The 13,420-nt window shown below is 39.8% G+C and carries 13 protein-coding genes; 1 reads left to right on the forward strand and 12 read right to left on the reverse strand.

The annotated features are described in order from the left end of the window. Nucleotides 1-120: 120 nt before the first annotated feature. The 8 genes from ISU02_RS02840 to ISU02_RS02870 form a co-directional block, all read right to left on the reverse strand. A complete protein-coding gene (locus ISU02_RS02840) occupies nt 121-549 on the reverse strand; it encodes a phage tail protein (protein ID WP_194700258.1) in 429 nt (142 codons plus the stop codon). A 67-nt stretch (nt 550-616) separates the two neighbouring features. After that, on the reverse strand, nt 617-799 hold the full coding sequence (locus ISU02_RS24235) for a DUF6760 family protein (RefSeq protein ID WP_323985005.1): 183 nt from the start codon (nt 797-799) through the stop codon (nt 617-619). Further along, nucleotides 796-1,167: a phage tail assembly protein gene (locus tag ISU02_RS02845; protein ID WP_194700259.1), complete on the reverse strand. Its 372-nt coding sequence runs from the start codon at nt 1,165-1,167 to the stop codon at nt 796-798. Before ISU02_RS02845 ends, ISU02_RS24235 begins: the two co-directional genes overlap by 4 nt. A 33-nt stretch (nt 1,168-1,200) precedes the next feature. Beyond that, nucleotides 1,201-1,632 (reverse strand): phage tail protein, encoded by a 432-nt coding sequence (locus tag ISU02_RS02850; RefSeq protein ID WP_069873645.1) that lies wholly within the window; start codon nt 1,630-1,632, stop codon nt 1,201-1,203. Between the two features lie 68 nt (nt 1,633-1,700). Next, nucleotides 1,701-3,416, reverse strand: coding sequence for a phage tail sheath family protein (locus tag ISU02_RS02855; RefSeq protein ID WP_194700260.1), 1,716 nt, complete (start codon nt 3,414-3,416; stop codon nt 1,701-1,703). 55 nt (nt 3,417-3,471) lie between these two features. Continuing rightward, a complete protein-coding gene (locus ISU02_RS02860; RefSeq protein ID WP_194700261.1) occupies nt 3,472-3,981 on the reverse strand; it encodes a hypothetical protein in 510 nt (169 codons plus the stop codon). A gap of 31 nt (nt 3,982-4,012) precedes the next feature. Beyond that, nucleotides 4,013-5,365, reverse strand: coding sequence for a hypothetical protein (locus tag ISU02_RS02865; RefSeq protein ID WP_194700262.1), 1,353 nt, complete (start codon nt 5,363-5,365; stop codon nt 4,013-4,015). Nucleotides 5,366-5,395: 30 nt separating this feature from the next. Further along, the gene (locus tag ISU02_RS02870; RefSeq protein ID WP_194700263.1) at nt 5,396-6,244 is read right to left on the reverse strand and encodes a hypothetical protein; all 849 of its coding nucleotides are present in this window, start codon (nt 6,242-6,244) and stop codon (nt 5,396-5,398) included. An 88-nt stretch (nt 6,245-6,332) separates the two neighbouring features. On the opposite strand from ISU02_RS02870, the gene ISU02_RS23830 reads away from it, so the two are divergent. Continuing rightward, a complete protein-coding gene (locus tag ISU02_RS23830; RefSeq protein WP_194700264.1) occupies nt 6,333-8,453 on the forward strand; it encodes an ATP-binding protein in 2,121 nt (706 codons plus the stop codon). A gap of 49 nt (nt 8,454-8,502) precedes the next feature. Here ISU02_RS23830 and ISU02_RS02880 read toward each other — a convergent pair whose 3' ends face one another. From ISU02_RS02880 to ISU02_RS02895, 4 genes are all read right to left on the reverse strand, one after another. Further along, complete coding sequence (locus ISU02_RS02880) at nt 8,503-8,889, reverse strand: DUF4280 domain-containing protein (RefSeq protein ID WP_194700265.1); 387 nt, start codon at nt 8,887-8,889, stop codon at nt 8,503-8,505. A gap of 10 nt (nt 8,890-8,899) precedes the next feature. Then, nucleotides 8,900-9,652 (reverse strand): hypothetical protein, encoded by a 753-nt coding sequence (locus ISU02_RS02885; RefSeq protein WP_194700266.1) that lies wholly within the window; start codon nt 9,650-9,652, stop codon nt 8,900-8,902. Then, entirely contained in the window at nt 9,630-10,226 is a 597-nt protein-coding gene (locus ISU02_RS02890; RefSeq protein ID WP_194700267.1) for a DUF4255 domain-containing protein, read from the reverse strand. Before ISU02_RS02890 ends, ISU02_RS02885 begins: the two co-directional genes overlap by 23 nt. 102 nt (nt 10,227-10,328) lie before the next feature. Next, nucleotides 10,329-13,412, reverse strand: coding sequence for a stalk domain-containing protein (locus ISU02_RS02895; protein WP_194700268.1), 3,084 nt, complete (start codon nt 13,410-13,412; stop codon nt 10,329-10,331). Nucleotides 13,413-13,420: the final 8 nt, after the last annotated feature.

The following is a 13,420-nucleotide window of genomic DNA, read 5'->3' on the forward strand; positions in this document are numbered from 1 at the left end:
CTCACCTTTTTTAAAAGATAAGGGGCAGTAGCTATTGCGCCCCTTATCTTTAGATTTTATAGAATGTAACTTACAATCTTGTAATTAGAGTATTGCCGATCTTACTTTAGGTTGCCGATCTTACTTTTCCTTAAGCCCCTGATGTTTGAGTTCGATTTTTTCAACAGCTATTTCTTTACCCACTGCATCAAGGCTGGGACCAGACCATTTTACTGGCAAAGCGTTTTCAATTTGCCAAGTACGAATGGTTTCACCCGTTTCATTCCACAACTCAATGGTGCCATTTTTACGAACGAATTTACCAATTTGGATGTCTTGAAACCATTTGATCAGTTTAGTGACTTCGCCAGTCCCCCGCTCTAAAACCAAATGACCACTCTTTTTATTTTTTGGAAATTCCAGCACGTAGTCATTGACGCCACCCTCATTGTAGGGCTCAAATTCCAGTTCGATATCCAGTCCAGATACTTTGCTAAAACTCATTTTTATGTCGCCAATTTCCACTTTAAAGAGCCAATTCATACCATAATCATAAATATTGTTTGCCATAAGCCTCACCCATTGATGTTGAATCAGATTCATTCAACTTTATTCAACACATCTAATTTTATTCAAGTCATCTAATATCGAATACATTTTCTGGTGCATCGTTCACTTTTTTATGAATCACGGATATTTCGTCACACCATTTTCGCCGCTCTCTATGATCCATGTGCATTATTTGATCATGATCCCAGTGAAAATAGTATGCGATAAAAGCCACTTCTTCGTATAATCGTTTAACGGGATAAGGGGCTATCCTTCCTGATGAAAAAAATCAACATGTACTCCAAATTTTTTACCACAGCTTGGACATACGGCATCATAGCTTGGCACCTCCATTTGATTGATACGTGAGTATAAATCTTGAAGATAAGCCAAATCTGCCGTGAAAAGTTTTTCGATTGTTTTTGTGTCAATTGCTCTAAGATCCCCAAGTTTGACGATCACTCTTGATAATAAAATGATGGTCAAATAGCCAGGATTTTGTTGAACGCGCGCATCTTTCATCGGTAAGATTTCATCAGCTGCCGTTGCCAGTCTCATAACGCCTTCACGGTGCAAGTTGCCATCTTGATCAATAAATCCCTTAGGGAGTACGAAGTTAAATTCCGTTTGGAATGCCATATGATTTACCTCCTCACTTTGCTTTTATAGACTCTATGCAGTTCTTGTCAAACCTTCATGTGCAAGTTCCATGGATTCAAATGCAACCTCTGATCCACTTGCATTAAAGTCCGGAGCTGTGTATTTCACAGGCCATGCATTGATCAATTGCCATGATGCCGCGTCGTCGCCAGCTTCATCTATAGAAGTAATGGTCACTGTTTTACGTTCTACCGTACCTTCAGCGATATCATTTAACCACTCGTAGAGCACCATTGAATCTGAAGTCCCCCATTTTAGAGTGACATTGCCATATTTAATTAAACCCGGTAATTTTCTCGGTGTGATCACATCATCGCCTTCTCTGTATTCGATGACGTCCATGGTTGCGTCAAAACCGGTTACATCGCTGAAGCCACCTGCTTCGAGCCCATCTATTTCCAATCTAAATCTAAAATTACGATATGGATGTTTACTTTCAGCCATTGTATTTTCCTCCTTACATTAGCTATTTAAAGATGTTGAGTGTATTTTCTCAATCGGGATTAGGATGATCATTCACTTGTTTTTTGAGTAATTCTAAAGATGACAAACTCTGCAGGTTTTACAGGTGCAACACCGATAACACAGACTAATCTGCCGTTATCAATATCATCTTTAGACATGGTCGTCCTACCGATATCCACGAAAAATGCTTCGCCAGGAGTCGTTCCAGCCAGTGCACCAGTACGCCATACACCCGTTAAGAAAACATCAATCGTACGTTTTACTCTACTCCAAAGGGCCTCATCATTTGGTTCAAAGACAACCCAATTGGTGTTGACACGAATAGATTCTTCAAGGAAAATAAAGAGTCTTCTAACGTTGATATATTTCCACATGGAATTGGAAGATAAAGTTCTTGCCCCCCAGACTCTAATACCTTGACCTGTAAAGATTCTGATGAGGTTAACGCCTTTTGGATTGAGGATGTCTTGTTCCCCTTTGCCATAAATGGTACTGAGGCCAACCACACCACTTACAGTTTCGTTTGCAGGTGCTTTAAAGACACCTCTTGAATTATCTGTTCTTGCATAAATACCCATCATTGCACCTGATGGTGGCAAGTAAGTATTTTTTTTGTCCAGTGGGTCAAAGACTTCAAGCCAAGGATGATAAATAGCCGCATAATCTGAATCATACATATCTCTATGCGTGAGCACATCAGCTACTTTTGCGGCATCTCTAGGAATATCTAAAACCGCAAAACGACTCTTTGTGTTTTCACAGTGTGCAATTAAAGCCATTTGAACGTTAGGATCGACGTTACCAGGAACAGCCATAATGCTTACATTGTCATTTTCAAGGAAAGATTGGATGCCTGTTCGTTTGCCAGGACCATCATCAGTACCCATGTATTCAGCTGCTGTTACAGCACTAATATCACCATCTGAACCATTGTATAACCCAAATACAAATGAGCCATCTTCTTTTTGAGATAAGGCCATGTAAGGTGACGCTTCGGCACTTTCATTTTTTAAGATTTCAACACTGACGAGAACGGATTTTGCGAGTTTCTTGCCAATATAATTGAATCCAGCAACATTTAGAGAGACGAATTCGTAGCTTTCTAAAACATCTTGAAAACCAACTTCCATGTGAAATTCACATGTGGTCAATGTTTTCACTGCAAGTAGCCCCGTATCCACAACGTCACCTTCAAATGGTGTTTTAAAAGTTAACACGCCTTCAACAGAAGTTTCTATGACGTTTTCAACTTTTGTCTCTCCATCGCTGAAAAGAACCACATCACCAGCATTGAAGCCATTTGCGCTTTTAACTTTGTATTTAGTACCGCCCATAGCATCTTCAATAACTTCTAAAATCTGTGTCTTTGCTTTGCTTGCAGGTGTCAATTTAACTCGGATATTGTTACCCCACAATCCTGGATTTTTAGCTTTGATCTTAACCCATTCATTGAGTTCAATTTCTGCTGCTTTTGCATCTTCTGGCGCCACTCTCATAATATAAGCTCTGCCGCCACCATTTAAGAAAAACTGCTCTACTGCATAAGCTAAATATCTGTGTTCATGATAAACACTTTCGGGTAAATAGCCGCCATAAGTTCTCTTAAAATCGGATATATTGGTTACAAGTTCTGGAGCGCCTATGACAGCTCCTCTTTGAGCCATACCAACAAAACCAGCTGTTGAAGTACTGACACCTTCCATAGGACGAGGACCACTTTCGAATTCTTCCACGTAAACACCGGGAGATAAATATTCCGCCATAATTTGTCCTGGTGATGGTTATAACCACACCAGTTCCTCCTTTCAAAATTGGTTGTTAAAATTTTGTCTTTAATGTATCTAACGTCATAGTACCTAGAATGACACTTTCTATGGACTCTTGAAATATGTCTAAGATGTCCACATACATAAAGAAAGTTTCAATAGTTTGCATTGCATGGTCAACCGAATCCTTCGTATCAACCATGACGTAACGAAAATGCACTTTACTGTTTTGAACACCAAAGTGACCAATTGGCATTCTTGTATTGATAAATGAGATCAGTGTCTCAACTAAAGGGATTTGGGTTGCATTCAGTTCTATTGGCAATTCTGTAAAGAACTGAAGCAACATGATATTGGTTTCTTCCTCTGAAAGCTCTAACAGATATGCTAAGTTGACAAGCTGTTCTCGTCCTTTGTAGTCCTTTTCAGCTGAAACGAGTAACGTAGACATATCCAACAATTGATTTTTTTCAAGAACTTTGGTTTTGACCTCTATTTCTGCGAATTTTTCGTGTAAATATTGGATTTTACGGAGTGCGAGTGTTTCATTGTCAATTGCCATTATTCAGCCATCCTTTCTATTCTTGAGTTTTTTAGCCTTCAAAGAGTTTTATAAACATTTTGTAGGCATTTGCTTTGCCTTTTTTCTTATCAGAATCGCTAGCAGCTGTTTTGGCCTGAGTTGCAACTTTGTTGAGTTTGCCTGAATCCACACCTGTTGCATCCACCATGTCTTTCGCTTCTGAATACTCTGATTTATTTTCAGGGGTGTCATAAGTGCTTGGCAAGCCACCGATGACTTCCATCAAATATTGCGTATATTGAGAGCCTTTATCACGACCGCCCCGACCTTGATAGGCGCCCACTGCGGCATCTCCAATAGTTGAGGTCACATCTGCAGAGTCAAGCGCTAAATCTATGCCACCTGCGATGCTCTCAGCCACTAAACTGCCGCCAAAGGTACTCACAAGTGATGCAATTTTGCCTGTAATTGCGGCAATCTTGGCAACAATTGTACCTGCACCTTTTATTTCTTTATTGCGATTGCCTCTTCTTAAGCGATCTTGAATTAAAAATTTAGTGATGTCTTTTAACTCCTCTTTCTCTGAGTCCGTGAGATTGGCCTTTCCTCTGAGTTCATCTCTTCTTGCCTTCATGGTTTTTTCATCAACTGTAATATCCGTCTTCTTCCACAGCCTGCGTATGTTAAAACGGCCTACTTTTTTTATCATGGACTTGCCCTGTGTTTCTCCCTCGGACTCAATCGGTCTATTCATATACTTTTCTTTGAAAAGCCGACGGCTGTCATTCATTCTAACTCTTGCTCGATCTGCTTTAATAACCTTATAAACTGCAATTGCCGCTTCAATGGCATCTATGACCATACCGAGGCCTGGTATGACTTTGAATCCTTTGAGCACGGTGCCACCGAACCCTTCAATAACATCGACGATATTGCCAGCCATATCGAAGGCAGCGTTAGCAGTCTCTTTGCCGAGTTCAGCAGCTTTTTCTTTACCAGAGGCATCTGATTTCATAATGGCATAAGCATTTTTAATATAGCCGATAAAAGTCAGTGCCGCACCTGCAATACCATTGCCATTGCTCCAACCATCAAGGGCATTTTCAGCCATTTCTAGTGAGGATGCAACGACGCCTGATGCAGTGACACCCGTTTCGGCAACTGTTTGCGTGTGATCCAACACCTCGGATTCTTTGGGATCATCTGCTAAAAAAGTGGCTTCATCACCGATTTTGTAACCGTTGAAGACCTCGTGCATATTTTTAATACCTTTTAAACTGTCTGCTGAAATCGCACTATGCCGCGCCCGTGTCTGTTCATTTAAAGATTCCATTTTGGATTTAGGGACTGCAGCAGGTTGTTCAGTGGTTTCTTCAGTCGATGCATCAGGCACTTTTCGCAACTGATTGCTATCTACAGACATATGATCAACTCCTTTTCACAACCATTTTTCTCATGAGACATCCGAAATGGATTCCTCTTCTAAAATGTTTAGAATTCTTTTCAGCATCACCCATAGCCAATAATCACTTTTTTCATCATCTGTTAAATTTACTTGTTCTTGTTTGGATTCGAACAGTTGATCCAGTTGCTTCATAAACTGTGCTTTCTTAAATTGATTATCATAGATTTCTTGTCTCAATTGATCAATCTGGCTGTTGATCCTTGCTATAGCCTCGCGGATAACTGGTAGAGCGTTATCACCTATATTGCTTTTTATACGTTCCCGTTCTAAAGAGAGTGCGTTTAATTTTTGAACAGCTTTTGCATGTCCCAAAAAGGGAAATATGGTCCTAATATCTTCAGTTTCTGAGATACTTGAGGCACGTTCTAAATACTTTATAAAATCGTCAGATGTATCTGTTCCTGAAATAAAATGACAAAAGGCTTCATCGATATTTTCTGTGAATGTCGAATAATTTTTCCTACAAAGTGCTGATGCTCTCTGCAAGTCAATCTCGGCATGTTTGTATGTATTGCTATGGCTGATCGTGTCATTCTTTTGTGTAGAAAGAATTACTTTTTGATCTTCTGATACTTGACCTATAAAGAGTCTCGCATTTGGAGATTCAAGTGTTTTCTCATACTCAACGGGGATTTTCTCACCGCTTTCTGAGCGCATTGTAATTTGCTTTAAAACGTCTCTGGGATTTTGAGGACCTTCTCTGGTATGTCCAAATTGACCGATTTTATAGTCTGTGGGCCCTCTGATGAATTTGGGTAATTCAGGTTCAAGATTAGATTCTTTCTCTTTGATCTTATAGGGTTCTTGTTTGGCACTTATTTCATCGTATATTTTCATTGTATTCACATCCTCTATTTATCATGATCACGGTTAAATGTTGTAAATTTGGTTATACTATCATTAAACGATATGACGGAGGTGCATTATGGATTCATCGTATAAAGCTTACGAATCACTGGAACAATATTATAGAGACTTACTCAAATATGTGGACTTAAAATTAGCAGAGTATTATGAAGCTACCATTGAGGACCATGCCTCACCTTCACTTGGGTGGCAACTTAAGCATTATACGGATTCTGCAAACGCCAGATATGCCGAAGCAGAGGCGCATTTCGCACAAATGCATCAGCGCGTTTTAGAAACATTGTCCACTGCTCTTTTTATACCTCTTGAACATCTGTTAGAAACATTTAAGTTGTCAAAGTTTGAAACCTTTTGCATTTATTTGTCAGTCTCTGTTGAACTGGACCCTTCTTTCGAAAAAAATGTGCGTTTTTTCAATGAGACGTTAAATTCAGCTTACCCTACGCTGGGACTCGCTTTAAAGATATATTGTAAGAATTCAAGTGATTATTTAAAAGAGCGCATGGCTTTAAACCGTCAATGCAAACTCTTTAAATACTTTTTGATCAATAGCCTCTCGCAGCATGAGTATTCACCACTTGTAAGTGTTCCGATGAAATTGGATATGAGTATTGTAGATTTCGTCGTCAATTTTAACCAATATCATATAGCAGATTCCTTTATGTCCATCATCATGCCCAATGTTCAAAATGCAGTGCATCAATTTGATGCAATTGAACAAAATTTACATGAATTTGTAAAAATCAATTTTGAAGAGACACTGAACCAAAATATCCTTTTCTATCTTCATGGACCACAAGGTATCGGTAAACATGAGCTCGTCCATCATTTTTGTGATCAATATGACCAGACGATTCTATGCATTGACTGTAAAAAATTGAGCCAAAATATTGCCGAAGTACACCAATTTACACGAGAAGCCATTTTACATCGTGCAACTGTAGTCTTTGAAAATTTTGAAGTGTTTATTGAATCCCCTGCTGACAAAACGACCTCCATTTTTTTAGAAGCATTGCTTGAATCTCTAAGTAAATTTGCTAAAATCAGTTTTGCCTTATCAAGTGTCCCTTGGTATAATCAAATCGAATTTAATAGATTTTCTATTATAGAGATTGAGCTTGAGATTCCAAATGCTTTAGAACGACTAACCGTGTGGCATGATATGGGCAGCCAACTTAAAATGGACGATCAGGTGGACTTAAGCGAGCTTTCGAATAAGTTTAAATTTACGCCAAAACAAATTGCAAAGGCTTATCAAGATGCGACGAATGAAATGTTGTGGAAGCATATGGATATGATTGACAGTAAGATGTTACATAAAGCGAGCTACAATCAACTTTCACATAATTTAAAAGATAAAGCGCAATTGATTAACTCTCACTACACTTGGCAAGATATCATCCTTCCTGAAGAGCAATTTAAACTTTTAAACGAGGCTTGCGATCACGTTAGATTTAAGCATATTGTCTTTAACAAGTGGGGATTCAATAGAAAGCTAACTTATGGAACAGGCCTTGGATTACTCTTTACAGGGCCTCCTGGAACGGGTAAAACGCTTGCTGCACAAGTTATTGCCAATGAGCTTAATCTTGAAATTTACCGTGTGGATCTATCACAGATTATCAGCAAATACATCGGTGAAACCGAAAAAAATCTCAAAATGATCTTTGATGAAGCTGCACGCTCCGGTGCCATCTTATTATTCGATGAAGGCGATGCGCTCTTTTCTAAGAGAACAGATGTCAATGATTCCCATGATAAGTATGCAAATGTTGAAACCAGTTATCTATTGCAAAAAATAGAATCTTACGAAGGCATCTCTATCGTCACGACAAATTTGCTCGGCAATATCGATGAGGCTTTCATTAGAAGATTTTCATTTGTGGTTCATTTCCCATTTCCAACGGCAGAATATAGAAGACAGATTTGGAGGACGATATTTCCAGTGGAAACACCACTTTCAGAGACCATTGATATGGAATACTTGGCAAATACTTTTGAATTCTCTGGTGGCAATATAAAAAACATTGCCATTAATGCGGCTTTTAAAGCGGCATCACAGGATCGCCCTGTAAGTATGAAGGACTTACTGCTCAGCGTTGCCAGTGAAATTTCTAAAACTGGTAAAGTTGTTTTGCCTTCTGATTTTGGTGCATATGCTTATTTATTAAATCTTTAATGATGCTTTCCCAAAAGCCCATTTGAGAAACTTGTTTTAAGCGCACACCTTATGGAATCATTATGGTAGCCTGTCCAGGTGATGTGATTTGTATGACGCCTCCCCAAGTACACATGAGTTTAGATGAATTATTAAGCGCTGGCATATTGGCAATTAAAACCGTTGGCGAACCCGGTGCCCAAGGCGCTACCGTCATTGGCATACAAGGTTGAGGCGTCAAAACCCCCAACGCTGCTGCGGTTGCCGCTGCCACTTGTGGATTGGCCATGGACATGCACATGCCAAAGGGCATAATATTGCTATTAGGGATATAGTCCATGATATTGGCAAGGGGCATACTGGTCATTACTTTATTTTTAGGTGTTACCATTAGAGAGCTTGGAGCAGCACCAAATGAACACATTAGCAGTGCGCCGCCACAGACTGCAATTCCCATTTCAAACCTCCTAGAATTTTCCGACGTCATTTATGACGTCTTTTTTTATACGAATGAGAGTCGACTTTTGCTTTAAATGCGTGTGAATAATCATTTTTAGCTCTATTCCTTCCTGATTTGTACTTTTAAAATTTTTAAGTGGTATTATAAATCTGCCATCTGACCTTGGAATAGCTTCAACAATTTCATAAATTTCACAAACCTCCGTATAGGGAAATGTAAAATCAGGAACACTGTAGATGCCAATAGAATCATGCTTAAGCGTGACGATCTGATCATGATATGCTTCTGAAAACATGAATTTTCTTTCAGAGAGTTCAGAATCGTACGACTGGGCTATTTCAACGTATTTGTTTGCGACAATATTTGATTTTAGTATGAATTGATTTCTTGAACACGTGTGTATTATTTCGATTAAAGTACTATTTGTGGCGATCCCCTTAACAGCAGTCAGTTCATTTGGAAAGGGATAGTTTTCATTGGGAATCGCTCGTATGAATTGTTCTTCATCAGGGGCAACATTAAGTATTATGGGTTCATAATAAGGATGTTGCCAAATCATTTGTGGATTTTCGGGATCATCTTGTCTGCTGTAATGTGGATTATTGAATATGTTCGTGAAGATCACATAAGGCAGCATTTTTTTAGTTGGTTTTATGGGCAATCCGTTGAGATAATACCTATCATATGCGTGCAACAAGGGCTTGTCTGTAAAGCTATCGATGAATTTGATCACAAGATCAACGTGATGATTTATGCTCATGGTCTTCCCCTTTCAGCTCAATAGAGACATCTTTAACACGTTTAATCGGTTTAGTCTTAGTGGATTCAAGCCGCACAGGTTGTACTTTATAAACCATGGAAAGTTGATATGGCGTGTTTGGAAACTGCCATAGCTTGATTTTATCTTCATAGGGCATATTCTCTCTAATAATTTCAAAAGTTTCTCCTGCTTCTTGAAGGCTGCCCACAAGCGCTTCGTTTTCCAGTCTTGGGTGATCGCCAAGAATTTGCATAACACGACCGAGTATGCGCTGTTCATCCACAGCCTTTGATTGTCTATCTGCAGTGGAATAAACGGTAATCAAATAATACAGAGTCAAACTTTGCGGTGGAAATTGCAATTCATTATTGCTCTTTTGAATCATATTTCTCTGGACAAAATCGCTGTTTTCTTGGATGTCATAGAGATGAATCCCCACTTTTACATCCTCTGGCTTGCTTGGATTACATAGGTTAATCTGTTCGTATTTTTTTATGAGTTCCGGCGACAATTCATTTCGGAGCAAGGCCAATATGGATTGAGATACTTCAGCGATCACGGTATATTTTCCCATAAATACCCTCCTTATATGGTGTATTGAGGTTTCAAAAGCGTTAACCCTTTTAAATCATTGAAATGTTCAAAAATATTCTTCCAGTGGACAGATATAACAATTCTAATGAATAGGTATGATGATCAAAGTCAATTTGGAAATATTTGGCATGATGAAGTTAGCTGTATCCGTTGTGTAATAGCCAATAGGTGCATAGCTGACACCTTCTATTATTTTCATAGGATAGTCCATAACAGCAGGACTGTCATCTTTTTGGACTATCATTGAGTTTTCAATGAAAATTTCAGTTTGCATAAGGCCCTTGACCTCGACGCTTACAGTTTCAGGATGCCATAGAACTTCAATGTCAAAGAGGTTGTAAAATGTTTTAATAGGCACATAGGTGATCCCTTGAATTTCACGTGTGGGAACTCTTACCAAAATATACTGTCCTGAATCGCTTCGAGTGATCATCATTGAAGGGGCATTTGCCACAGTAACTGGATCAGTTCCCGAAATTGTGCCTGTTTCACCCGCACCACCTTTCGTACCAGTAGCCTCTGTACCAGTTGTTGCAGTTACGTCTGTTTCTGCGCCAGTATCCTTGTCGCCACTTGCGACGCTTCCAGTGGCATCATCTGCTGTACCTACACTTGCGGTTACATCCGCCCCAGTATTTGTGCCTGCTGTGTTTGCGCCTGCTGTAGTGTCATTTGCAAGTGCAAGACGTGCTGCCATTTGATCGGGAGTTAATTTAGCGGTAAGTGCTAAAATTGCATCCCCTTGGTCTTCTAGATTAGCGAGGTAGGCTTCTTTAGAAGCTTTGATTATAAGGCTGGTCAATGCATTGATATCCATATCGGATTTCAATGTATCTGGTAATATTGCAAACAGTGTCAATAAATGCTCTAAGTCATCGTCCATTGTAATTGGATCGCCTGTGGCAATGCTATCCTTTGTTTCGGCTAGTGCATCGGCATACATGTCCAGAAGTTGTTTGTCAGTAGGATCTAACAACAACGTATATTTAGCCAAAGCCTCTCTCAATTCATCTATTTGAGCCTCTAAATCCTTGTTTTTTGAACTTAATGTACTCAAATCGGCTTCTGCTGTTTTATCCATGCGTTTTTCATTGTCGCTTATCTCTGCCTCTAATGTTGCAATATTCTCAAGAGCCTCTTGATATAAGCTTGCAAATGAACCATAAAGAGCATCTTGCTGATTGGCCAAAACTGCCATGTTGTCTTTTATTTCGTCAGCAAGTGCGGTATCATTGTTCTCAAGAGCGCCTAAATAGGTCTTGTACAGATTATCATTTTTGGCATTAAGCGTTTCAAGATATTCAAGCTGCTCTTGCGTTTCAGGATCGTTGAGGGCTTTATTCGCATTGAGTTGATCTCCCAAATCCGCTTTTAAGCTTGAAAGCAGATCCGAAGGCGACTGTGCACTTACGAGCGAAGCCTCATCTGTATTGACATCGACACCAGCATCGGCTGTATCAGTGCCTGAAATGGTGTCACCAGTTTTAGTTGAATCTGTGGTTCCTGATTCAGTAGAATCTGTGCCATCTGTTTCAGCGCGATCACTTCCTGCACCAGTTGTAGTGGCTGTACTGCCCGAGGTATCCTTTGAGGTATCGTTTGTGCCATTTGCAGATGCATCACCTGAACCATTTGTAGTGACGTCACCAGAGCCATTCGAGGACGTGTCATCTGAAGTGCCCGCTGATGCGTCATTTGAAGCATCTGAGGATACATCACCTGCTGTTCCTCCTGTAGCACTTGTACCAGAGGCATCCTGATCACTGCCATCACCACTTTCATTGCCTTGATCTACATCTGTACCGGTCGCTGTGGCACCTGAAGCAGTACCAGTACCAGTATTAGATGCCTCAGCCGCAGCAGATTTAATGGCATCACTCTCTTTTGGAACAGCCTCTAATGCTTTTGATATTGCCTCAATTGCTTGGCTCAGTAATTCTTGCTGAGCTTCAGGTTGATCTAATCTCGCTATGATATCGGTAACAATCAGTTGCAATTCTGAGAGGGCTTCTTTTAATTTAGATGCTTGTGCATCAGCAAGCGTGTTGAGCGTTGCCGCAGGTTCACCGTTTTTTAACGCATTATAATAGGGGGCACCTTTGCCTTCACTTGCAATTGCCTGTACGCTTTTAACACTCTCCCCAAAAGTAATTGTGAGAATTTTCAATTCGGAGGGTTTATCCAGTATCAATCCCGCTGAAATATGATCTGCGTGAATCATGGTTTCAAGGGCATCTTCAGCAGTTTTGAAGTCTTTGTTGATGATAGCCTGTTGTAGCTTTTGTTCCTGAGTTGCTCTATAAATTGCCAAAGGAGAACTCTTATCCGTATTAAGGGTATCTTGAAGTTCTGTTATTTTGGATTCTACTTTACCGATGGATTCCCAAATATCCGCATTGAGCGCATTTAAGCCATTTTTAACAGCCGAGTCTGCCGCACTGTTAAGACGCCCAAGAAGTGCGTTGTTCACAGCGATCTCTCGATTTGTAAAAGTTGATTCTTTTTCAGCAGATACGAGACCGATTGCTGTGTCTGATCCTCCGTTGGCAGTTAAATAATCGGATAAATCGTCCCAAGAAGCAAGCAGTTTGTCATATCCTTCAATTGTAGCTTGACTTAAAGGCAGCAATACAGGGCCTAAAATGTTTTTGGTCATTTCAGAAACGGCATCTTCATCATCTGCATCAAAGAGATTTTTTGCCAAATCATAGTTGATGGTCAATTTTTGTAAGAGTTCGTTTGCTCTGGGATCTAAAAGCGTATGCATGTCATTTATGGACTTCACTTCCCCAGTTTCAAAGATGACAACACTGCCGTCAACTTTTATCCAGTGCGTCAATGGCAATGCGTTGATGACGGTATCAGAGATGATGTTAGATGATTTATCTGAGATATCGCTGATGCTTTCGCCATTGGTTATATCCACCCATATCTTCTGGCTAGTCAAATCCGATTTATAGTAGATTTTCTTTTGTCCTGAACTTTCCACAGTCTCTTGAGCTAATGCAATAGTTTTAGGGTCCAATGCACTATAATCAATCACATAGGCACCGATGATTATGGAACGCGTTGGAAAATCCTTTGCATCCGGTCTAGGTTCTGCAAAACTCATATTGAACACCAACATTAAGACTAATAAAGTCAGTAGAAATTTGTTTTTTTTCATCTGATCAC

This window comes from Fusibacter ferrireducens (assembly GCF_015352425.1).
Classification (GTDB): domain Bacteria; phylum Bacillota; class Clostridia; order Peptostreptococcales; family Acidaminobacteraceae; genus Fusibacter_A; species Fusibacter_A ferrireducens.

Bases quoted from the DNA above. Each gene is read 5' to 3' on its own strand.
- ISU02_RS02840 (WP_194700258.1), bottom strand. From the start codon at position 549: ATGGCAAACAATATTTATGATTATGGTATGAATTGGCTCTTTAAAGTG.
- ISU02_RS02845 (WP_194700259.1), bottom strand. From the start codon at position 1,167: ATGGCATTCCAAACGGAATTTAACTTCGTACTCCCTAAGGGATTTATT.
- ISU02_RS02850 (WP_069873645.1), bottom strand. From the start codon at position 1,632: ATGGCTGAAAGTAAACATCCATATCGTAATTTTAGATTTAGATTGGAA.
- ISU02_RS02855 (WP_194700260.1), bottom strand. From the start codon at position 3,416: ATGGCGGAATATTTATCTCCCGGTGTTTACGTGGAAGAATTCGAAAGT.
- ISU02_RS02860 (WP_194700261.1), bottom strand. From the start codon at position 3,981: ATGGCAATTGACAATGAAACACTCGCACTCCGTAAAATCCAATATTTA.
- ISU02_RS02865 (WP_194700262.1), bottom strand. From the start codon at position 5,365: ATGTCTGTAGATAGCAATCAGTTGCGAAAAGTGCCTGATGCATCGACT.
- ISU02_RS02870 (WP_194700263.1), bottom strand. From the start codon at position 6,244: ATGAAAATATACGATGAAATAAGTGCCAAACAAGAACCCTATAAGATC.
- ISU02_RS23830 (WP_194700264.1), top strand. From the start codon at position 6,333: ATGGATTCATCGTATAAAGCTTACGAATCACTGGAACAATATTATAGA.
- ISU02_RS02880 (WP_194700265.1), bottom strand. From the start codon at position 8,889: ATGGGAATTGCAGTCTGTGGCGGCGCACTGCTAATGTGTTCATTTGGT.
- ISU02_RS02885 (WP_194700266.1), bottom strand. From the start codon at position 9,652: ATGAGCATAAATCATCACGTTGATCTTGTGATCAAATTCATCGATAGC.
- ISU02_RS02890 (WP_194700267.1), bottom strand. From the start codon at position 10,226: ATGGGAAAATATACCGTGATCGCTGAAGTATCTCAATCCATATTGGCC.
- ISU02_RS02895 (WP_194700268.1), bottom strand. From the start codon at position 13,412: ATGAAAAAAAACAAATTTCTACTGACTTTATTAGTCTTAATGTTGGTG.